We start from the raw sequence: 21,486 nt of genomic DNA on the forward strand, positions 1-21,486 counted from the left end.
GATAGACCGCAGTCTTTTTTTGTCGAATGAACATGTTGAGGCACGAGATATGACTAACGGTATAGTGGACAAGATTAGGCTGGAATGCGAGAATAGGTACATATGAATTGTAATGACTCACGGGAAGGATGGGATACTGTGATGCGTTTTGGTATTGTTGGAACCAACTGGATAACTGAAAGGTTTATTCAAGCTGCGATGGAGACGGACGAATTTTCCCTGACGGCGGTATACTCACGCACAGAGGATAAGGGCAAAGCTTTTGCTGACAAATATAACAGCCAGCCGGAGGTTTTTACAGACCTGGCGCAAATGGCCGCAAGTGATCAGGTCGATGCCGTATATATTGCCAGCCCCAATTCCTTACATGCGGAGCAGGCGATCTTATGTATGAATCACGGAAAGCACGTGTTGTGTGAGAAACCCTTTGCGTCTAATGCAGCAGAGGTGAAGAGCATGATCGAAGCCGCGCGCAACAACGATGTTCTGCTGATGGAGGCCGTTAAATCCACACTTATGCCTAACTTTAAAATAATAAAGGATCATATGTATAAAATAGGCCGGGTTCGGCGTTATTTTGCAAGCTATTGTCAATACTCCTCACGTTTTGATGCTTTTAAGCAAGGTAAGGTATTGAATGCGTTTAATCCGGCCTTTTCCAATGGTTCCTTGATGGACCTTGGAGTGTATTGTTTGTATCCTATGGTGACTTTGTTCGGCAAACCTGAGGAGGTTCGGGCGGTTGGTGTACTTTTATCCTCTGGTGTCGATGGCGAGGGCAGTATCGTGATGAAGTACCCTGATATGGATGCTATCGTCATGTATTCCAAAATTACAGATTCCTATCTGCCTGCTGAAATTCAGGGTGAGAATGGAACGATGGTGATCGACAAAATCAGTCAGCCCTATGAGGTGAAAATTCATTATCGGGACGGCACGATTGAGGATCTGACCAAAGCTCAGACGCGCGAGCCAATGTATTACGAAATTCAGGAATTTATTGATTTGATCAAGAGTGGTGAACGCAACAGTTCCATTAACTCCTTGGAGTGTTCACTTACAGTCGCTGAAGTGATGGAGGAGGCAAGACAACAATTCGGCCTTCGTTATGAAGCAGATTTGAAAAATACTTCTGCACATTAGTCAGTGGAATGATCGAGATTACAATGCACAAAGGGCTGCCGGTTTGCAAATATACGGTTAGCCTTATTTGGCTTTGTAGCCCTAAAAGTGTAAGCAATTGTGATGACAGGAGTCAGAAAGCTATATTCATTTTTTATTGACAGATTCTCCTTCTTGTCTTAAGGTGTTAACAATGCAATATACAGTTAAATAATCCCACCTTCGTTCAAACGAAGATTAGGGAATTTTTTTAGGGTATAAATCCGATTAAATCCACCGGATTACTAAAATGGGATGGAGGAATACATACATTGTAGACGTAAGGAGGAAGCAGTTTGATAAAGTTTGAACAAGTTAGCAAAATATTTACCTTACCCAATCGTAAGGTAAATGCACTCGAAGAGGTTTCGTTATCGGTTGAAAAAGGAGAAATTTTCGGCGTGATTGGCTTTAGCGGTGCAGGTAAAAGTACGCTGCTCCGGCTTGTCAATTTACTAGAACGCCCCTCAGAGGGACGAATTGTCGTTAATGATCAGGATGTTACTCAGATACGACCCAAGGAACTAAGAAATTTAAGAAGACGGATCGGGATGGTATTCCAAACCTTTAATTTGTTTAACTCTCGTACTGTATATGGGAATCTGGCTTATCCTCTAAAACTGGCTAAACTGCCCAAGGCACAGATAGATGCTCGTGTTAAGGAGCTACTGCAATTTGTTGGATTGGAGGATAAAGCGGATTCCTATCCGGAGCAGTTATCTGGCGGGCAAAAGCAACGGGTCGGCATTGCCAGAGCACTGGCGAATTCGCCCGATATTCTCATCTGTGATGAAGCGACCTCGGCCCTCGATCCGGAAACGACAGAAGACATATTGAGGCTGCTGAAAAAAGTAAATGAAGAGTACCAGATTACGATCTTGCTCATTACCCATGAAATGAATGTGATTCGCAGTATTTGTGACCGTGTGGCGGTGATGGAGAATGGTAGGGTGATTGAGCAGGGCAGTGTGTTCGATGTATTTGCCAATCCACAGACGAAGACGACGAAAAATTTTATTCGCTCTGTACTAAATGATCAGCTTTCACCCAAACTGCTGAGCAAGATTCGGGAGCATCACGCTGGCCGATTGTACAGACTTGTTTTTCGGGGTGGGGCGACCAGTGAACCGGTGCTTTCTAGAGCGACAAGGAAGCATAATCTGGATTATAACATTGTATATGGAAGTATTAATGAGCTACAGGGAGCGCTGTTCGGAAGCTTAATTGTCGAGTTAATCGGCGCAGACGATGAAGTTAACAAGGTCGTGGAGGAACTACGAACGACGGTGGAAGTCAGGGAGGTCGTCGATCATGAGAGTTAATTGGGATACATTTTGGCTCAAGGTAGTGGAGGCTACAGGGGAAACGCTTTTGATGGTTGTTGTCACGCTGATTTTTGCCAGTATTCTGGGGCTTATGATTGGTTTAGTACTATATGTGACACGTAAAGGGAGCTTGTTTGAAAACAAATTTGTGTTTATGTTTCTGAATTTGCTGATTAATATCATTCGCCCGATTCCGTTTATCATTTTTTTAGTGGCGATTAGCCCGTTTACGCGTTTAATCATGGGAACCACGATTGGAACCTCGGCGGCTATTTTCCCAATGACTATTGTAGCGGCCTTTGCTGTAGCGAGAATTGTGGAAAATAATCTGGTCTCCATAGATCCGGGCATGATAGAAGCTGCCAAGGCACTGGGTGCGACTCCATTTCAAATCATCACGGGTGTGTTGATTCGGGAAGCACTGGGACCTTTGATTCTAGGATTGACGTTTATTACCGTGGCCTTGATTGATTTCTCTGCCATGGCTGGTACGGTGGGCGGAGGTGGTCTGGGGAATCTGGCAATGACCTATGGTTATCAACGATTCGATACTTCGGTCATGATTGTCACGATTGTTTTGCTGATCCTTTTTGTACAGGTCGCCCAATATGCGGGGAACTACTTGTCTCGTAAATTTCTACGGCGCTAATGGGAACAGAGTATTATACATAACGATTAAAGGGGAAATGAAAATGAAAAAAATATTTCGCTTGGGTTTACTGGCTATTCTTAGTGTAGCGGTTCTATCTGCTTGCTCAGCTAACGGTTCGGGCTCAAATGCAAATGAAAAAGTACATGTTAAAATCGGGGTTTCAGGATCTGAAGACACGTATTGGGATGTGCTCAAGAAGAAAGCAGAGGCCAAAAATATTGAAATTGAGCTGATCAGTTTCTCGGATTATACATTACCCAATAAGGCGCTCGCCAATAAAGAGGTAGATTTGAATTCCTTTCAACATTTGGCCTTTCTCAGTCAGTTTAATGTAGAAAATGATGTGAATATCGTCCCTATTGGTGCAACGATTATCGCTCCGATGGCGCTGTACTCTGAAAAATTCAAAAACGTATCGGATATTCCTGACGGCTCCAAAATTGCTATACCGGATGATCCCTCCAATCAGGGACGGGCTTTAAAACTGCTCCAGTCTGCAGGGCTGATTAAGTTGAAGCAGGATGCGGGCCTGTATCCAACCACGGATGAAATAGAAGGTAATCCTAAAAAGCTGGAGATTGTCCCAGTTGTTGCCCAGCAGACGCCGCGCGTCTTGTCTGATGTAGCCGCCTCAGCTGTGAACAGCGGTGTTGCTACGGATGCTGGGCTCAAGCTGGACGGAGCCATCTACAAGGATGATGCAAGCAGCGAAGAAGCAAAGCCATATGTGAACGTGTTTGCTGCCCGTGCGGATGATAAGGATAATGCGACTTACAAAACGATCGTGGATTTGTACCATGATGCTGATGTAGCCGAGGCGGTAAAACAGGATTCCAAAGGAGCTAACGTCGTGGTAGACCAGTCTGCCGAAGAGCTACAGGCCACATTGGATAAGCTGGTAGCAGATGTTAAAGCGCAAAAGAAATAAGAATGTTGAACAGAAGTAGGGTTGGAAGCATACTAATCTATTTTCGAAACGAGGAGAGATTGCGATGAGTACAACGAATACGGTCGATACACATAGACAGCGGATTATTGAGGAAATTGAGGAGTCTCGTCAGCTTTACACGGAAACGAGCCGGTTTATTCATGCTAATCCCGAAATCGGCAATCAAGAATTTCAAGCTTCCCAGGCACTGACGGGTATTTTGGAGCAAGCGGGGTTTGAGGTAACTCGTAATGTAGCGGGACACGAAACCGGATTTGTTGCCCGTAAGGCTTCTGCTAGACCAGGTCCGAAAATCGGATACTTGGCTGAATATGATGCATTGCCCGGTCTGGGCCATGCTTGTGGCCACAATATTATCGGAACCGCAAGCACGGCAGCAGCCATCGCCTTGGCGCAGGTGATCGACGAAACGGGAGGTGAGGTGTATGTGTTCGGTACACCAGCGGAAGAAGGCGGTCCTAATGGCAGTGCAAAAGGCAGCTTCGTGAAGCATGGGCTGTTCGAAGGGATTGATGCTGCACTGATGGTTCATCCATCCGGTGTGACCCGGCTGACCTCACCAAGTCTGGCAGTTGACCCGCTAGATTTTCATTTTTACGGCAAAGCGGCTCATGCCGCAGGATCACCAGAACAGGGAATAAATGCGCTCGATGCGGTACTGCAGTTGTTCAGCGGTATCAATGCTTTGCGTCAGCAACTGCCGACCGATGTGCGTATTCATGGCATCATTACGCATGGAGGGGACGCGCCCAATATCATTCCGGACTATGCGTCGGCACGCTTTTTCATTCGGGCAAGTACTTGGCAGCGCACAGAGGAGGTTTCCACGAAAGTTCGCCATATCGCAGATGCTGCTGCTTTGGCAACAGGAGCCACTGTGAAAATCGAACGTTTTCAAAATGAAGTGCGTGATTTCATTCTGAACGATACCCTGGATGAGGTAGTAGGTCGTGAACTGGAAGCGCTGGGAGAACAGCTGGATCATGGCCCTCGTGCCGGACTGGGTTCGACGGATGCGGGAAATGTGAGTCATGTTATCCCGACTGCACATGCTTACATTAAGATCGGTCCGGATGATCTCATCGCTCATACGGTGGAATTCAGAGAAGCGGCTGGCTCTGAGAAGGGTGAGGAAGCCTTAGTGACTGGAGCCAAAGCGTTAGCCTTGTCAGGCTTGGAGCTACTGGTGAATGAAACACTACTGGTTGCGGTGAAGGAAGATTTTAAGCGTACGCATTCAGCGGCACAATAAGCCAAGTCCACACATGGCATAGCAGAGCCACCTAATATGAATGTTATAGTTCAAGAGGATATCCTACAGTCTGTTTGGCTGCATGGATATCCTTTTTCATTTTCTTATAAGCTGCTATCCTTGCTCCTCAATCGCTAGGTCCCTCATAACCTCATTTTTACAAAGTACTATATTTCCAAAACAACGTACTAACATTTGATTGTTATGATTATAGTTATAACTTTTACATATTAACTGCAAAGAGGAGTGTACACATGTTTAAGAAGTTTCAAAAATGGTCAGTAACATCTATGTCTATTGCTCTTATGCTAGGTTTGATTACTGGTCCGTCTGCTTTGCCTGTCTATGCTGAATCATCAGGGAACACAGATGGCATTAGTAAAGTTACAGCTACATTTTATGGAGACACTAAAGGCTCCAAAGGGTTTACCTGGTATACTTCAAAACTTCTCACGAACAGCACTGTTCAAGTAATAAAGAAAACGGATTCAGAAGCTGATTTTACGAGTGCTCTTACATTTGAAGGCACTTCCTCTCCATCGACCAATTCTGCAGAAGAGCTTGTCCATAAAGCCGTAGCTACAGGTTTTCAAGCGGACACAGCTTATTATTATCGTGTGGGTGATGCAGCGCGCGGGATATGGAGCGAAACAGGTACGTTTCAAACGGCTCCTAAGAGCGGTGAATTTACCTTCATTGATCTAGCTGATACACAAGCAAAGAGCGAAGATGAAGCCATATTGTCTTCACAGACGCTCGAAAAAGCACTTCAAACTGTAGGTAATGCTCGGTTTGTAGTCCACAACGGAGATATCGTAGACACGGGTACCAAAGAAGAACAGTGGGACTGGTTGTTGGGGCATTCACAAAAAAGTCTTTTGAATACAACTATTGTTCCTTCAGCAGGTAATCACGAGGATGAGAACTACGCTTTTTATGATCACTTTAATATTAATCAACCACCTGGTTCTGCTACTAAAACAGGAGCGTACTACTCCTTTGATTACAGCAGTGCTCACTTTATCGTACTGAACTCCAATGAGGACTCAGAGAAATATGCCAATTTTTCTGAAGATCAAGTCGAATGGTTAAAGAAAGATGCTGCGGCAGCCAAAAAGGCAGGTGCAAAGTGGATCATTGTTAACATTCATAAGGGTCCTTACACTACCTCTAATCATGCAACAGATTCTGACATCATGGATAAGAATGGAGTTCGTAACCAAATCGCTCCACTAATGGCCAAACTTGATATCGACTTTGTCGTGCAGGGGCACGATCATATTTACGCTCGTACGAAACCAATCAACCAAGAGGGTAAAGCAACAACGCCAACAAAATTAAAAGATACATTAAATGATAAGACGATTGAATATAGTGTGAATCCAGATGGAAGTACCTATGTCATCCCAGCAACCGCTGGCCCCAAAGTCTAATACAAGAACCCGAGTGAAAAACTTGGAGATAAGTACTATAATCTCTTTGAACTAGCTGAAGAGAATCATGCGGCAGTATATGGCCCAGATCCGAGTGACAATCGTAGACCTACACGAGGCCAGGTACAGAATTTTGTTGGCATCACCGTAGACGAAAATAAACTTACAGCCGTAACGTATGAAATTGATCAAAACAAAAATGATGCCAAACCTTTTATTGTGGATCAATTCGGAATCACCAAAAAATATTAGTATAATTGATTTAATGGTTTCTAATTGATCATAAAAAGATATCCTACAGTCTGGTTGGCTGCATGGATATCCTTTTTCATTTTCTTAGGGGATATCTACTATTGTACTTGTAATACTTACGCCCTGTTCGGAAGCTGGTAAAACGTACATAATGCTATTAAGAGACCCAAAGTTTAAAAGTAGTCAATTTTACATATAGAAATTTTCTTGCAAAATATGGAGGGATAAAACGATGGCTTATCAAGAAATCAATGGAGTACGAGTATGGGGAGCGCCTGATCCAGGAGCATTATCTCAAGCCCGTACATGTGCCGAAAACGGTAATGTGATTCAAGCGCTGCTGATGGCAGATCATCATAAAGGCTACAGTCAGCCGATTGGCGGTGTGATGGTGTATGATGGGCAAATTTCGCCTTCCGGTGTCGGGTATGATATCGGCTGCGGGAATAAGGCGGTAAGAACGAAGCTGTTTGCAGCAGATATTATGCCGCGTATTTCAGCCGTGATGGATGAGATTGCACGTCATATTTCGTTTGGTGTAGGTCGTGTGAATGCGGTCCAGGTAGACCATGAGCTGTTCGATGACCCGGATTGGGCAGTATATGCGGCGATTGGGAAACAAGAACATGACAAACTGAAGTCCTTGGCGAGGGAACAGCTGGGTACAGTAGGGAGTGGTAATCATTTTGTTGATGTATTCGTGGAGGAAGCGACAGGGCAGGTCTGGATTGCCAATCATTTCGGCAGTCGGGGCTTTGGACACAAAACAGCAAGTGGGTTTCTAAACTTGGCCGCTGGACGAGAGTTTCTCGGAAAGGCGCCGGGAGAACATATGGATCAGCCGCCTGTGCTGCTAGATATAGACAGTGAGTTGGGGGATATGTACTACCGTGCGATGCGCCTTGCCGGACGCTATGCGTATGCGGGACGTGACTATGTGATAGAACAAGTGCTTGGTATTATGGGGACCGAAGCGGATTTTACGGTGCATAACCACCATAATTACGCATGGAAGGAACAGCATGATGGGCGTGACACCATTGTGGTCCGTAAAGGCGCCACTCCCTCGGCCCCTGGTCAAATGGGCTTTATTGGAGGAAGCATGGGCGATATCTCGTTGATTGTACGTGGAAAAGATTCGGTAGAAAATCGGGATTCCTACTATAGTACAGTCCATGGCGCAGGTCGTATTATGAGTCGTACCCAGGCAGCCGGTAAAATGAATTGGAAAACCCGCACACGGAGTGGTGGACAAATCACGGACGTACAGATGAAGGAGGCCGTTCGGAACTATGGTGTCGAGCTGCGCGGAGCCGGTACAGATGAAAGCCCGTTCGTCTATCGTCAACTGCACGAGGTACTGGACGCTCATTCGGAGACTGTGGAAGTTTTGCATGAGCTGAAACCTATTGGGGTGTGCATGGCTGGGGCCAATGAGTTTGACCCTTACAAGGACTAATGAGATGATTTAATAATAAAAAGAGACTATACCCGACAGGAATGATCATTCGTCGGGCATAGTCCTTCTGAGTATGAATAGAAGTATTTCATTGGATCATACGTGCGCTATATAAGTTGAACTAAAAAAGTCACATGGGAAACATCATCCGCCTGCGTAGTGGCGCATCATGTACATTTCCAGTTCAAGTTACGTAGTGCCTCTAAATCTTACAGCTTATCAGCAAAAAGCTGTTCTTTAATGTAAGCGACTGGCATCTCTTGGCCTGTCCACAGTTCGAAGGCCAGTGCGCCCTGCCACAGCATCATGCCCAGACCATTAATGGCGGTTGCACCTACGGATTCGGCTTGTTCCATCAGCTTGGATTTAGCTGGGCTGTACACTACATCGGTTACGATCAGGTCGGAACGAAGCATGGACACATCTTCAATCACACTTTTGCCTTCCAGTGGTTTCATACCAACACCTGTACCGTTAGCGAGAATGTGACTTGTGCGGATCTCTTCACGTAGCTGTTCTTGATTTTCCAATGGATAGATGTTCGCCTTAACTTGGGTGTGTTTCATATCTTCATTAATAATACGGACATTCTCTTCTGCACGAGCAAAGAACTGATCGTTACGGGCAAAGATTGAAATTTCAGCCAGACCAGCTTGAGCCGCTTCAATAGCAATCGGTGTAGCTGCGCCGCCAGAGCCGACAAGTGTCATTTTCTTACCTTTTAGGTCAATGCCGTGTTCACGCAAGTTACGAACATAACCAGATCCATCTGTACTGTAGCCTTTCAGTTTACCATCTGTGTTTACGACGGTGTTGACGGCACCTGTAAATTTAGCACTGTCGTCCAGTTCGTCAAGGTACTGCAATATAGCTGTTTTGTTAGGCATGGACACGTTATAACCGCGTATGTTCAGAGCGCGCATCCCCCGTACCACTTCTTCAAGCTGTTCATTTCCTACTTCAAAGGCCATATACACGTTATTTAGCCCCAGTTTCTCAAACGCAAGATTATGCATAGCCGGGGACAAAGAGTGTCCGATTGGTGTAGCAAGCAGTCCGATTAGTTGTGTTCTTCCGTCAATACGTCCAGCATTTTTCATGATATAAGCCTCCAAGTAATCTGTGTATTTTAATGAAATACTTTTTTATATCGATAAGCAACAAACACGGCCAGCAAAATACTGACTACAGCAATCGCAATATCTAGAATGAATACTGAGGTAATTCCCAAACTTTTGGACATGCCCCCGGTAGCCAAAGGCATCAGGATGAACGATAGACTGGCTGCTATGTTCACGAGAGAAGTCGTAGTGCCTTTGTTCTTGCGGAAAAACTCCGTCATAACCGTGAGGGCAATTTGGAATATGCCTGCGGTAGACAAGCCGATCAGGAATGAACTGATCAAAGTAGCGACAGGATTGTGCCATGTAATTAAAGCTAGCAAAGAAAGTAGAGCAATAAACGGATATACAATCATGACAGTAATCGGTTTAATGAATCTACCAAGTACCACAGCTAACAAAATAACGGAAACCAATGAACCTATACTATAGTAGCTCAGTAGTTTAATGGCACTGGCTTTGTCCATGCCCAGGGCCTCTTGTCCAAAGGTAGGAAGCCATAGCTGCACGATCATGAACAATACAGTAGAAGTAAAACCGATAATAATTAGAGATAAACCTTCTTGCCAAAACTTAGGCTCGCTGCGGAAAGTATCGGTGGATTGGGCAGCCTCGTTTGAAGCCTTTTGTTCCTCAGCTTTGTGGTTGGGGAAAGCTGTCATCGACAAGAAGATACCGTTCAGCAGATAAATCCCTGCTGGAATAAAGAAGGAGTATCCATAGAACATGTCGTGATTAATAAAGAATGCAATCATGAACGGAATCACAATGGCACCGATTGAGATGGATGCTTTGACCAGTACCGTTGCAGACCCGGCTTTTTTTCCGAAACCTTCAATTAGTGCAGGATACGTTCCCGCATCCATCATAGAGTTGCAAAGCCCTGCGATAATGGCAAACACGAATGCCAACGTATAGCTGGGGGCAAGTGGAATGCCGATCAGAAAGATTAAATAAGCAAATGATGCAATAACAATGAGTGGTTTTCTTCCGTATTTGTCTGACATTTTTCCGGCTACCCCGAGAGCGAGCAGCTTACCGATCCCAATCGCGGACACCAGATAGCCGATGGCTGCTTTATCCGTGTTCAATTGAACGGTCAGGAAGCTCATATTCGACGATAGAATAACATTGATCATACCCAGAAGAAAATAGTTGATGTAAAGCCCTGCTGCCATTCTGATATAAGGATTTTTCATAAGTGTAACTCCCAACTTAAATTTTAGATCAATGGCCTAGGTAGGCATCGTCCAGCGGTATTACATTACGCCTACAGATAAGTGAAATTATTCACATTCTTTCTATGTCATTATTATATAAGGAGTGTTATTATAAATCCAATGCATATTTCTATCGTTTTTCATAGTTTGTGTCTATAATTTAAAATATGAATTAAAGAAGGAGAGTACATAATTATGAACCTGAAGCACTTACAATATTTTCGTGTACTTGCAGAGATGGAGCATTTTACCCAGGCAGCTGTGCGGCTATGTATTACTCAACCCAGTTTAAGTCATGCCATTTCAGAATTAGAAAAAGATTTGGGAGTTCATCTGTTTGAGAAGCAGGGGAGAAATATTCGGTTAAACAAATACGGACGATTTTTCCTGAAGTATGTGGAGCACGCGATGGATGAATTAGAAAAGGGAGAACACAATTTACGGGAGCTGGTGAGTCCAAGCCATGGAAATATAGATTTGGCATTCATTTACACTTTAGGCTCACACTTCATTCCAGCGATCATTCAAGCCTTTTCAGCTCTAGATGCCCGTAAAGATATCTCCTTTTCGTTTCACCAAGGGAATACGAACGATATTATCCAGGGGCTGAAGCAGGAACATTATGATGTGGCGTTCTGCTCTCACATGGAAAATGAACCGGATGTGGAGTTTATTCCGTTGGCTCAGCAGGAACTGGTTGTCATTGTTTCGCCTGATCATCCACTGGCGTCTCTAAACCAAATTGATCTCAAGGATACAGCCGATTATCCGGTGATCTTCTTCAACAAAAAGAGTGGGGTCCGGCCCATTATTGAAAATTTGTTCGCCAAAGCGGGTGTTACGCCACAGATTATTTGCGAGATTGAAGAGGATACAGCAATGGCAGGACTGGTGTCTGTCAATTACGGAATTGGGGTTATGCCTCGCATTTCATCGTTAGATTATTTTAACGTCAAAACATTACCTATTGTAAATCCAGAATACGAGCGTTTTATCTACCTGGCCAGCATCAAAAATAGATATTTATCCCCGGCAGTAGTGGACTTTCGGAACTTTGCACTAAGCTACGGTAAGGAGTTTTATCTGAAAACGCATCAGCGCGTCTAGGCTGGGGTCCCGCAATATTTAAACTTGATAAATCTTAAAATGTGTTCTATACTTCATCATCGACACAGGTAATGTGAAATGATTCACATTTTTAATACTACAAGACTTACTTACAAAAGCAGGTGAATTCATGATGAAACGTTCTTCTTTTCCAGTGGCGACAGGGCTTTATGTAAACTATCTTTTGTTCGGCATGTTTAATATTATGCTGGCGTCCCACATGTCCTTTTTAACAGAGCATTTGCATACAGATCAGGCGGGCATCAGTCTCTTGGTTTCTGCGATGGGATTTGGCAGGCTGTTTACCCTGTACATATCCGGGGTGCTCTCCGACCGTTATGGTCGTAAGCCGTTTATTGTGGTAGCAGGGCTACTGATGGCTGTATTCTTGGTCGGTATACCGCTGAGTCCCAGCTTTGAGATGGCGATCGTACTGGCTGTGCTGGCAGGTGTAGCGAATTCTTTTCTTGATTCAGGTACTTATCCAGCGCTGATCGAAGCTTTTCCCCAATCCTCTGGTTCGGCTACAGTTTTGGTAAGAGGTTTTATATCCATCGGGGCGGCATTTTTACCGTTAATGATTATCTTTTTTATGAATCACGACATTTTCTACGGATTCTCTTTCTTTTTACCAGCCCTCATATTTACTTTGAATGCAATCTACTTGTTCAGAATGAAGTTTCCAGACATGCGGGTTCAGTCACCCAAGGAGCCAGTTGGTGATACTTCTGTATCAAGCGTTGAGCAAGCGGGAAAATTGGAGGCAAATGATCGGAGTAAGCCGCGGTTTTGGCAGGAAGGGGTATGCCTAATCTTGCTCGGATTTACCGGACCGACTTTGCTTTATATTGTGCAATTATGGTTGCCTACTTTTGGACAACAGTTTATCGGTATGACCGAATCAGAGTCTCTCAGATTATTAGTTTATTACAATGTCGGTTCGCTGATTTCCGTGTTTGTATTGGTAATTGTGTTAAGAAAATGGGTTAAACCTGTTCACATTATTCTTATTTATCCATGTATTTCTCTCTTGGCTTTTGGAGCACTTCTCCTTTTCAAGTCAGGGGCGGCGGCCATTATTTGTGCGAGTGTCATCGGGTTTTCGATATCAGGTGTACTTCAGCTGACATTAACCGTAATGAGTGAATTTTTTAGTCAACGAAAAGGACAGATTACCGGGTTTGTGTATACAGCAACCTCGCTGTCATACACGGTCATTCCCGTGTTTACAGGCTTTCTTTTGAAACATTCTCAGATATCGAGTGTTTTTATGCTAGCTATTATTGTGAATGTGCTAGGGATCGTACTAGCGGTGTTTGTTAATTTTCGGTACAGTTTAGTTTTTCCAGCAAGTCGCAAATTGTCCCCTAAAATCGTACTTGAACCCAAATAAATGACGACTGGACCTAATCATCTGCATGCTTATTCAGAATGCGTTATACTATGAATTATTGTACATGTTCGACTTGAAACTGTAATTTGGGAGTGAGATAGAGATGGCTAAAATCGTAAAGGTGAAAGATGTTCTGATCGGTGAAGGAGCGCCAAAAATTTGTGTGCCAATGGTGGGAGAAACGTTGGAGCAGTTGAAGGAAGAGGCCACTTATTTACGTACGCTCGACCTGGATATCGTGGAGTGGAGAGTCGATTTTTTCGAGCATGTGGAGGATCTGGAAAAGGTTAAAGCTGCCTTACATGAAATTCGGTCTATTTTAGCAAATGTTCCGCTCGTATTTACGTTCCGTAGCGCTCGGGAAGGCGGAGAAAAGGAAATCAGTGCAGCGAGTTATGTGGAATTGAACCGTACAGTAGCCGAAACGGGGCAAGTCGAACTTATTGATGTAGAGCTTTTTAATGAGGAAGCTGATGTGAAGACGCTGGTAGAAGCAGCACATAAGCATAACGTATATGTGATTATATCTAATCATGATTTTCATAAGACGCCGTCGAAGGAGGAGATTGTGTCCCGGTTACGTAAGGCGCAGGAATTGGGAGGCGATCTGCCTAAGATAGCAGTGATGCCAACCAATACAGCCGATGTACTCACTTTGCTGGATGCCACTCGTACCATGGCAGAAGAGCATGCAGATCGGCCGATTATTACGATGTCGATGGCAGGGAAAGGTGTCGTGAGCCGCCTGACCGGAGAACTGTTTGGTTCCGCTCTGACCTTTGGTGCTGCTAAGAAAGCTTCCGCTCCGGGGCAGATTCCTGTCACTGAACTGAGAGAGATATTGACGGTGCTGCATAGCCATTCTTAAAAGATGGATGGTATTACTCGCTAGTCAGTAATATATCCGCAGTGAACCAAAAAGGAAGGCCCCCATGCGGTAAGCATGCTGGAGCCCTCCTTTTTGTGTAACTCTTAATTCAATCCCCGAGTAGGTTCATACAACTCCCAACCTAGATTCAGCGTTTGAATAATATAGTCTGCGACTTCTTCCGCATCCAACTGATCCGTATCGATCTTGGAGTGATTCACCGCGTAAATGTCCTGTCTGGAACGGAAGAGATCCTCAATTTCCCCTAAAGTCTTGTTTTGTAGATTGGGACGGGTGTCAATCAGCATCTTGAGCCGATCTTTCCAGGAATCCCAATTTAAATCCAAGAAGAAAACAATCGATGAAGCCAAACAAGCTTGCTTCACCTCTTCCTGTAAAAATGCACCACCGCCAACGGAAATGATTTTAAGGCGTGTGTTGCTGCACAGCTTCAAAATATGCTCTTTTTCAATCTCACGGAAACGCTTCTCTCCATAAGTTTTGAAAATCTCTGTTGTTGGCATGTTGTATTCTCGTTCAATCTCCTGGTCAATATCCACGAAATCGCGATACAGCTTGCGCGCTAGATGGGAACCGATCGTTGTTTTGCCTACACCCATAAAGCCGATGAGCACAATATTTTGTTCTTTTAATGGAATCTCACTATTGTTTTGCACCATAACCACTCTTTTCTCACCAGTAATGTTGAGATGTGACGCTTCAAAGCACTAAATACATTATACGTTCATCAAACGTGTCATTCAATAGTATAGATTACATCAAAAATGAGGTATAGAACGAAATAAGGTTCTGATTACCATTGTAGTGACATAGAGCACGCATTCGAGACTAGATACTCAGAGATTTGATGCGTAAATTGTCAAAAAATAAACTTGTACAAGTATAAAAGAGGCAATATTGTGTACTTAATTGAAAAAAAGGACATATTTTGGCGGAAAATATATTGAAATTACTGGAAGTATGATTATAATAGAGTTATGCAAATTGTAAATGTAATCGCTCTATTTACAATTTGTGCTTTATATTAATTAGGAGACAAAATTGCTTTGAACCAAAAACCAAGTATACATATGTAAATAGTTGAATAATGCTTTATAGACATGTATCGGTCAATGGTTTCATTGTGAGAAGGTGGTGATACGGTCTACGCGTTCTAGTCAACGAAGAATTGGAACAATAAAAAAATATCTACGAGAGGGATGAATTGAAATGAAAACAAACACAGCTAAAGTATTGAAAAAGGGAATCAGTATCGCTTTATCAGGAATGTTGGTCGCTTTATTTGTCGGCAATTATTCTGCTCATGCAGCTCCAGAAGTCGTTCATAAGACCATACTTGTTAAAGCCGGAGAAGTATACGATGGTAAGGGCAAGACTGTAGTAGCTGATCCCGATACCTTGGGAGACGGAAGCCAGAAAGAGGCTCAAAAGCCTATTTTCAAGCTTGAAAATAATGCAACTTTGAAAAATGTGATCATCGCTGCCCCTGCTGCGGATGGTGTGCATGTATATGGCAACGGCACAATTTCCAACGTAACATGGGAGGATGTAGGTGAAGATGCCTTGACGCTTAAAGAACCAGGCACGGTAAACATTACGGGCGGTGGAGCGTTCCATGCGTACGATAAAGTATTCCAAATTAATGCCGAAGGCACAATTAACATTAAAAACTTTAGAGCCGATGATATCGGAAAATTGGTTCGCCAACTTGGGGGCTCTACATTCAGAGTGAATATGACTTTGGATAACTCGGATATTTCCAATGTAAAGGACTCGATCCTGAGATCGGATGGTCCTAACAGCAAAGCTAAAATTACGAACACTCGTTACCACAATGTGAAACAATTGTTCAAAGGTTTTAAATCCAGTAATACAAGTGAATCCGGTAATACTAAATATTAATCGGAGAGTAGGATAGGAGTACGGATATGAAAAGGGGCTGTCCAACAGATCGTGTGGATCTGATTGGACAAGCCCCTTTTTTGGTACGTCGAGTTACCCAAAGATGATCTGGGCTTCGTTCGAAACGAGGACTGTGATATGATCGTGCTATTACATTTTATACAAAAAAGTTGGGTGGCTATGAATCCTTTTCATCAATATGTGAATGTTGACGGCACCTTGAATGATACGCTGGTGCGGAATCGTGAAATTTTATATACAGGTACGAATGGTCGGCATGTGGAACGTTTTTACGTGTCTTCCTCTGAAAGTTATATATTCAAACCGCTAACCAACGATGATCAGGAGGGGCGGGAGAGATGGGTGTATGAGCATGTGCTTCCTGCGTTATCACCGATCTATCCCCGATTGCTAGCCTGGTCTGATGCAGGTGCGGATGGCGGAGGAGAATGGATGGTTTTTGAGGACCTTGGTCCGTTACATCATCTACACGCAGACGAAACTCTATTACGAGCTGTTGGACTTGTTGCATGGTGGCATGCTTTGCCGACGGATCGTTTTGCTGGGATGCCGCTGCGAGGACCAAAGCCACTCATTCAGGAGATGGTTTCCGAGCTATACACGCGCAAGCCGGATGTGTTAAAGCTTTGCAGCTCACTGGGATTATCTAAGCAACAGATGCAGCGTATGTATGTACAGCTGGAGCATTTATCTTTTTCACAGCAGCTTGTACTGTCTCATGGTGATCTTCATCCGGGGAACTATGCGCTGAGCGGGGAACGGCTTATGGTACTGGATTGGGAGCATGCTCATCTGAACACACCGCTGTGGGATGTATATCACCTGATCGACATGTCCCATCCGTTGTTTCCCCGACGCATGACGTCCGAATTGCGTATTCGTATGCTGGACACATACGTGGAGCAGCTGGAGCTGTTGGGGATAAGAGTGGATCGAACGGCATTTATGCTGGAATATAGCATGTTTGCGGTGGTATTTTCGCTCTGGATGCTGTTGTTAATCACAAGTGATTTGCAAAGGATTGGAACGAACCTGCATAGAAACGGCGATAAATGGTCAAAAGAGCAATTAGAGTCCCAGTTGGATGAAACGTTAGCCTGTTTGAACCAATGTGCAGCGATGATGGATTGGGGACAAGCCCAACAATGTAGATAGTAGCTTAAGACATAGACTGTATTTAGTTAGCAAAAGAAGGTGGGAAATAAATCCATGAAAAAAGTCGGTTTAGTCATGAGAAAAATACAATTTGCTGAAGCGCAGGGTCCACGTATTTTTGCAGAGCGTCTGAAGCAGATCGGGTTGGAATTGGGGGTGGACATCGTATTTGTATCACCGGAGCGCCATGTGAGCAGCCATGACTGGCTTCCGGGCTATGAGCACGAAAAGGGCGACCTGGTCAACTATGACGTCGTACTGGACCAACTCCATGAGCAGCAGATTGAGCACGTTATTTATACGGTATCTGGCTTTACCTATTTGAACATGTTTTTTAAAAACAGCGTACTTTTTCCGCATAGTTTTCCTGATCCGGCACTTACAGGCTATGAGATGATGAAGCCTTTTTATCAGATCGTGGACAAGGCTATCGTACAGACGGCCTTTCTCAAGCAGGAGATGGCTTCGAAGTTTGGCGTAACCGATGTGACAGTCATCCCGATCGGATTTAATGAGCGGCTGGTGGAAAAGCATTTTGATCCCTCGCAAGTGGTAGAGAACCGGGTGATGTGGATTGGTAGAGATGAGGAGAACCGACGTCCGGATTTGGTGCTGGAGTATGCGAGGCATAATCCTGACAAGGATGTATATATGGTATTTGGCGGTGAACGCTACAAGGAAAGTATGAAGAAGTACGATATCCCGGACAATGTTAAACTTCAATTTGCGTTGACGCAAGATGAGGTGTTTGCACTGATGAACACGGCAAAGGTGTATTGGAGCTGCTCCAAATTCGATACGTTCGCGATGCCACTGACCGAAGCGCTGGCTATGGGTAAAATCGTCGTGAAACCAGAGCATCCTTGCTATGGACATATCAGCTCTACGCATTCTTTTTCAGGGAATGAGAAAAACTGGTTCGAGCTGGTCAATATGGCTGCCGCCTCACCGCGCCGGGTTTCTACAGAAAATCAGGCATACGCTATGGAACAGTTTTCAAGTCAGGTGATGAAGCAGGGCTATCGGGACTTTTTTGATCATTGGTTAAGCTGAACGGCGAGGCAAAATACTGTGGTTGCAATAAGCGTCTGAATGTCCAGAGTGAAATAAAAATAACCCGCAAGGGGGTCACTTTTTTTCAAAATGTCCATCTTGCGGGTTACGGTTCTTCGACTTATCTTTTGGACTTTACTGGAACTGGGGTTCCTTTTTTAAAGCGAACCGGTCTTCTCGGAATTCTGCGAATGCTGGATTCTGCGGATTTGGAAGGTAACGCCGTACGAGTTTTCTTTGATGCCGGTTTGCTTTTACTTGTACTGGTGATGAACTCGAGGGTGAAATTGACTATAGAATCGTCAATGGGTAGTCTACGCATCCCCACTCGTCTGGATGATCCGCTGCTATAGTTCCAACACCAATGAAAATCATGGTCAGTACTTCTCGGAAGCCGTGTGCGGTACGTACCACGCCACCTATTGGAGTGATCTTCAGCATAATAGTAGAATGTGGTTCCCCCTACAGAACCGCTCCATACTTCCCTCGTACTACCAGGCTCTATCCGATACCAGCCCATTTTAGAATAATTCATGGGATGACAGTCGGAATCAGGATAAGCATAGGCAGCATAGATCGTGTTACTCGTGCTGTTAGTAAAATAAAGGCTCATCATACACACTTCTTTCCTCATAAATTGGTATTTCAATGCCATACTATGAGGAATGTAGAAGGAGAGACTGGACAATATCTCTCAATCTATGAAAAATGAACCATTCGTTTACGTCCAACTTGCTAAACGATTCTATGACTGTATCTCCGCTATCGCTTCAGGATGAGCCGTCTTGCGATCCACAATGTAGCTAACTAACATGAGTAGCAGACCGCCGACAGTAATTAGCGATGCAACCCATGGAATAGCGGCTAGCCCCATTTGATTAATAACGACTCCCCCGATAAAAGCGCCGCCTGCGTTACCCAGATTTAATGCGGAATGGCTGGAGGTAGAGGCAAGCAAAGGAGCCTCATAGGCCAGATTCATGATGCGAACCTGAATACCCGGCATGATGCCGAACGCAGCAATGCCCCAGATAAAGACTGTGATGACGGCCAATACCTTGCTTTGAAGCGTAAATGTCAGAATGGCCAAAATAATAGCCAGTACAGCATAGTTTGCGATCAGGGATGGAAGCAGTTTCCAATCTGCGAGCTTGCCGCCAACGATGTTGCCGATCGTTACCCCTAAGCCAAAGAGGACGAGAATCCAGGTAATGCTATGCTCGGCAAAGCCGCTAATGTCCGTAAGCAAAGGCGTAATGTACGTAAAGACAGTGAACAGACTGCCACAACCGACTGCACCTGTGAGCAGCATCAGCAGCACTTTTGGATTAAACAGGCTTTTGACTTCTTGTTTGAGACTGGAAGGCTTGTCCTGATGAATCACCGGAATGTAACGAATGATACCAAACAAAGAAATCAAGCCGATGACCACAATGGCTCCAAAGGAAGCACGCCAGCCGAGTTGTTGTCCGATAAAAGTACCAAAGGGCACCCCAATAATGTTCGCCACGGTCAAACCGGTCAGCACCATAGAAATGGCACCCGCGCGCTTGTCAGGACGAACCAGTCGGGCAGCGATCAGGGAACCAGCTCCCAAAAAGGTTCCGTGCGATAATGCAGTAGCCATACGGGCCGCAATCAGAAGTTCGTAATTGGGAGCAATAACGGAAAAAAGATTACCTAAAATGAATATAGTCATTAGGAGGCATAGCAGCTTTTTCTGCGGAACCTTATGGGTTAATACAGTAAGCACAGGCGCACCAATGGCTACACCAAGCGCGTAACTGGTGATTAACTGCCCGGCTTGCGGAATCGTAACATGAAGATCATGGGCTACATTGGGCAGAAGTCCCATAATGACGAATTCGGTCATGCCGATGGCGAAGGCACCAAGGGTCAACCATAGCAAGGAGGGGGGGAAGCGATTTGCTGTCATATTTTCTTGATTACTCATAAGTGTCTTGTATCCTCCTGAAAAAATAGTAATGCGAGTATATCATTATAGGTGATATCTGGCGACCCATTTTGCAAGAATTTTACATACTAAGTTGATAAGTTTTATGTAATTTACAAAAGCGACAGGTAGGAAGGAGCCAAGTATGTTATTTTGGTAATATGATATGAAGATCGTAAATAACGCTGTAAGAAACAATCTAAGGAGGATACAACGATGACACCTAAAGTGGTACATAGTATTACAGATTTAATAGGAGATACACCTTGTGTAAGACTCCAACGGCTCACAGGGCCGCAGGATGCGGAAGTGTATGTGAAGCTGGAGTATTTTAATCCAAGCGGCAGTGTTAAAGATCGAGCGGCGGGCAACCTGATTGCCGAGGCGGAAAAGGCAGGACATCTAAAGCCGGGAGGCACCATTATTGAGCCGACGAGTGGCAACACGGGAATTGGTCTTGCGATGAATGCGGCAGCCCGAGGTTACCGTGCAATTTTGGTGATGCCTTCGAATATGACGAAGGAACGGATCAATATTTTAAAAGCCTACGGGGCAGAGGTCGTACTGACACCAGCGGAAGAACGGATGCCAGGAGCGATTCGCAAGGCACTCGAACTGGGGGCAGAAATTGAAGGGAGCTTTATCCCGCATCAATTTGAAAATGAGGCAAATCCCGATATCCACCGTACGACGACGGCACTGGAAATTTTGGAACAGACGGAAGGGAAGCTGGATGTGTTCGTCGCTTCTTCGGGAACGGGCGGTACCATTACGGGAACAGGTGAAGTGCTGCGTCAGCATTTGCCGGATCTGCGGATTGTTGTAGTTGAGCCGAAGGGCTCGCCAGTGCTATCTGGAGGAAAACCCGGTCCACATAAGCTGGTTGGCACCAGTCCAGGCTTTGTTCCCACCGTACTGAATACGGAAGTGTATGACGAAATCGTGCAGGTTTCCGATGAGGATGCGATTGCAATGACACGGGCGATTGCTGCCCAGGAAGGGATTCTGGTTGGCCCCTCTAGCGGAGCTACGATATGGACGGCGATTCAGGAAGCTCGGCGTTTGGGAGCAGGCAAACGGGTACTTTGCATTGCCCCGGATACCGGAGAGCGTTATCTGAGCATGGGGATATTCGGATAAAAAGACGCGGAATGAGGGCAAAGAGATTCGACTCATTTATATGTAAGA

The 21,486-nt window shown here is 44.7% G+C and carries 18 protein-coding genes and 2 pseudogenes; 15 read left to right on the forward strand and 5 right to left on the reverse strand.

Annotation, left to right across the window (positions count from 1 at the left end; translation table 11 throughout):
• Positions 1–141: 141 nt before the first annotated feature.
• From T3H97_RS04385 to T3H97_RS04415, 7 genes and pseudogenes are all read left to right on the forward strand, one after another.
• Positions 142–1,143: a Gfo/Idh/MocA family protein gene (locus tag T3H97_RS04385; RefSeq protein ID WP_103049808.1), complete on the forward strand. Its 1,002-nt coding sequence runs from the start codon at positions 142–144 to the stop codon at positions 1,141–1,143.
• A 314-nt stretch (positions 1,144–1,457) separates the two neighbouring features.
• Positions 1,458–2,483 carry a methionine ABC transporter ATP-binding protein gene (locus T3H97_RS04390; RefSeq protein ID WP_025721288.1) on the forward strand — a complete coding sequence of 342 codons (1,026 nt, stop codon included), beginning with the start codon at positions 1,458–1,460 and terminating at the stop codon, positions 2,481–2,483.
• On the forward strand, positions 2,473–3,135 hold the full coding sequence (locus T3H97_RS04395) for a methionine ABC transporter permease (protein ID WP_023987133.1): 663 nt from the start codon (positions 2,473–2,475) through the stop codon (positions 3,133–3,135). Before T3H97_RS04390 ends, T3H97_RS04395 begins: the two co-directional genes overlap by 11 nt.
• A gap of 43 nt (positions 3,136–3,178) precedes the next feature.
• The gene (locus tag T3H97_RS04400) at positions 3,179–4,066 is read left to right on the forward strand and encodes a MetQ/NlpA family ABC transporter substrate-binding protein (protein WP_103049806.1); all 888 of its coding nucleotides are present in this window, start codon (positions 3,179–3,181) and stop codon (positions 4,064–4,066) included.
• Positions 4,067–4,130: 64 nt separating this feature from the next.
• Positions 4,131–5,339, forward strand: coding sequence for a M20 family metallopeptidase (locus T3H97_RS04405; protein ID WP_328801793.1), 1,209 nt, complete (start codon positions 4,131–4,133; stop codon positions 5,337–5,339).
• A 254-nt stretch (positions 5,340–5,593) separates the two neighbouring features.
• Positions 5,594–7,024: pseudogene (locus T3H97_RS04410) on the forward strand (metallophosphoesterase).
• Positions 7,025–7,256: 232 nt separating this feature from the next.
• Positions 7,257–8,483, forward strand: coding sequence for an RtcB family protein (locus T3H97_RS04415; RefSeq protein WP_328801795.1), 1,227 nt, complete (start codon positions 7,257–7,259; stop codon positions 8,481–8,483).
• Positions 8,484–8,692: 209 nt separating this feature from the next.
• Here the strand turns inward: T3H97_RS04415 and T3H97_RS04420 are convergent, their stop codons facing one another.
• Both T3H97_RS04420 and T3H97_RS04425 read right to left on the reverse strand, forming a co-directional pair.
• Entirely contained in the window at positions 8,693–9,583 is an 891-nt protein-coding gene (locus tag T3H97_RS04420) for a shikimate dehydrogenase (RefSeq protein ID WP_071559256.1), read from the reverse strand.
• Between the two features lie 29 nt (positions 9,584–9,612).
• Complete coding sequence (locus T3H97_RS04425; RefSeq protein ID WP_328801796.1) at positions 9,613–10,803, reverse strand: MFS transporter; 1,191 nt, start codon at positions 10,801–10,803, stop codon at positions 9,613–9,615.
• A gap of 216 nt (positions 10,804–11,019) precedes the next feature.
• Here T3H97_RS04425 and T3H97_RS04430 point away from each other — a divergent pair, with 216 nt between their 5' ends.
• The 3 genes from T3H97_RS04430 (at position 11,020) to aroD (ending at position 14,192) form a co-directional block, all read left to right on the forward strand.
• Positions 11,020–11,931, forward strand: coding sequence for a LysR family transcriptional regulator (locus tag T3H97_RS04430; protein WP_103049802.1), 912 nt, complete (start codon positions 11,020–11,022; stop codon positions 11,929–11,931).
• 130 nt (positions 11,932–12,061) lie between these two features.
• A complete protein-coding gene (locus tag T3H97_RS04435) occupies positions 12,062–13,324 on the forward strand; it encodes an MFS transporter (protein WP_328801797.1) in 1,263 nt (420 codons plus the stop codon).
• Positions 13,325–13,427: 103 nt separating this feature from the next.
• Complete coding sequence (gene aroD, locus T3H97_RS04440; protein ID WP_028542038.1) at positions 13,428–14,192, forward strand: type I 3-dehydroquinate dehydratase; 765 nt, start codon at positions 13,428–13,430, stop codon at positions 14,190–14,192.
• 104 nt (positions 14,193–14,296) lie between these two features.
• On the opposite strand, the gene T3H97_RS04445 is transcribed toward aroD, so the two are convergent.
• On the reverse strand, positions 14,297–14,869 hold the full coding sequence (locus T3H97_RS04445; protein WP_023987143.1) for a shikimate kinase: 573 nt from the start codon (positions 14,867–14,869) through the stop codon (positions 14,297–14,299).
• A 553-nt stretch (positions 14,870–15,422) separates the two neighbouring features.
• Between T3H97_RS04445 and T3H97_RS04450 the strand changes: the two genes are divergently transcribed.
• The 4 genes from T3H97_RS04450 to T3H97_RS04465 all read left to right on the forward strand — a co-directional run bounded on the left by T3H97_RS04450 (position 15,423) and on the right by T3H97_RS04465 (position 18,697).
• Complete coding sequence (locus tag T3H97_RS04450) at positions 15,423–16,115, forward strand: pectate lyase (RefSeq protein ID WP_328801798.1); 693 nt, start codon at positions 15,423–15,425, stop codon at positions 16,113–16,115.
• 138 nt (positions 16,116–16,253) lie between these two features.
• Positions 16,254–17,291 carry an aminoglycoside phosphotransferase family protein gene (locus tag T3H97_RS04455; protein ID WP_328801799.1) on the forward strand — a complete coding sequence of 346 codons (1,038 nt, stop codon included), beginning with the start codon at positions 16,254–16,256 and terminating at the stop codon, positions 17,289–17,291.
• Between the two features lie 54 nt (positions 17,292–17,345).
• Complete coding sequence (locus T3H97_RS04460) at positions 17,346–18,344, forward strand: glycosyltransferase (protein ID WP_025721310.1); 999 nt, start codon at positions 17,346–17,348, stop codon at positions 18,342–18,344.
• Entirely contained in the window at positions 18,332–18,697 is a 366-nt protein-coding gene (locus T3H97_RS04465; RefSeq protein WP_328801800.1) for a hypothetical protein, read from the forward strand. Before T3H97_RS04460 ends, T3H97_RS04465 begins: the two co-directional genes overlap by 13 nt.
• Positions 18,698–18,759: 62 nt before the next feature.
• Here the strand turns inward: T3H97_RS04465 and T3H97_RS26380 are convergent.
• Positions 18,760–18,999: pseudogene (locus tag T3H97_RS26380) on the reverse strand (DUF1036 domain-containing protein); the annotation flags it as partial.
• 90 nt (positions 19,000–19,089) lie between these two features.
• Positions 19,090–20,298, reverse strand: a complete 1,209-nt coding sequence (locus T3H97_RS04470) for an MFS transporter (protein WP_328801801.1) — start codon at positions 20,296–20,298, stop codon at positions 19,090–19,092.
• 216 nt (positions 20,299–20,514) lie between these two features.
• Here T3H97_RS04470 and cysK point away from each other — a divergent pair, with 216 nt between their 5' ends.
• Positions 20,515–21,438 carry a cysteine synthase A gene (gene cysK / locus T3H97_RS04475; RefSeq protein WP_328801802.1) on the forward strand — a complete coding sequence of 308 codons (924 nt, stop codon included), beginning with the start codon at positions 20,515–20,517 and terminating at the stop codon, positions 21,436–21,438.
• The last annotated feature ends 48 nt before the right edge of the window (positions 21,439–21,486 follow it).

The organism is Paenibacillus sp. LX16, from assembly GCF_036252815.1.
Classification (GTDB): domain Bacteria; phylum Bacillota; class Bacilli; order Paenibacillales; family Paenibacillaceae; genus Paenibacillus; species Paenibacillus polymyxa_B.

What these genes read in the sequence shown, in the direction of transcription:
- T3H97_RS04385 (WP_103049808.1), top strand. Translation starts at nt 142, where the DNA reads ATGCGTTTTGGTATTGTTGGAACCAACTGGATAACTGAAAGGTTTATT.
- T3H97_RS04395 (WP_023987133.1), top strand. Translation starts at nt 2,473, where the DNA reads ATGAGAGTTAATTGGGATACATTTTGGCTCAAGGTAGTGGAGGCTACA.
- T3H97_RS04400 (WP_103049806.1), top strand. Translation starts at nt 3,179, where the DNA reads ATGAAAAAAATATTTCGCTTGGGTTTACTGGCTATTCTTAGTGTAGCG.
- T3H97_RS04405 (WP_328801793.1), top strand. Translation starts at nt 4,131, where the DNA reads ATGAGTACAACGAATACGGTCGATACACATAGACAGCGGATTATTGAG.
- T3H97_RS04415 (WP_328801795.1), top strand. Translation starts at nt 7,257, where the DNA reads ATGGCTTATCAAGAAATCAATGGAGTACGAGTATGGGGAGCGCCTGAT.
- T3H97_RS04420 (WP_071559256.1), bottom strand. Translation starts at nt 9,583, where the DNA reads ATGAAAAATGCTGGACGTATTGACGGAAGAACACAACTAATCGGACTG.
- T3H97_RS04425 (WP_328801796.1), bottom strand. Translation starts at nt 10,803, where the DNA reads ATGAAAAATCCTTATATCAGAATGGCAGCAGGGCTTTACATCAACTAT.
- T3H97_RS04430 (WP_103049802.1), top strand. Translation starts at nt 11,020, where the DNA reads ATGAACCTGAAGCACTTACAATATTTTCGTGTACTTGCAGAGATGGAG.
- T3H97_RS04435 (WP_328801797.1), top strand. Translation starts at nt 12,062, where the DNA reads ATGATGAAACGTTCTTCTTTTCCAGTGGCGACAGGGCTTTATGTAAAC.
- aroD (WP_028542038.1), top strand. Translation starts at nt 13,428, where the DNA reads ATGGCTAAAATCGTAAAGGTGAAAGATGTTCTGATCGGTGAAGGAGCG.
- T3H97_RS04450 (WP_328801798.1), top strand. Translation starts at nt 15,423, where the DNA reads ATGAAAACAAACACAGCTAAAGTATTGAAAAAGGGAATCAGTATCGCT.
- T3H97_RS04455 (WP_328801799.1), top strand. Translation starts at nt 16,254, where the DNA reads ATGATCGTGCTATTACATTTTATACAAAAAAGTTGGGTGGCTATGAAT.
- T3H97_RS04460 (WP_025721310.1), top strand. Translation starts at nt 17,346, where the DNA reads ATGAAAAAAGTCGGTTTAGTCATGAGAAAAATACAATTTGCTGAAGCG.
- T3H97_RS04470 (WP_328801801.1), bottom strand. Translation starts at nt 20,298, where the DNA reads ATGAGTAATCAAGAAAATATGACAGCAAATCGCTTCCCCCCCTCCTTG.
- cysK (WP_328801802.1), top strand. Translation starts at nt 20,515, where the DNA reads ATGACACCTAAAGTGGTACATAGTATTACAGATTTAATAGGAGATACA.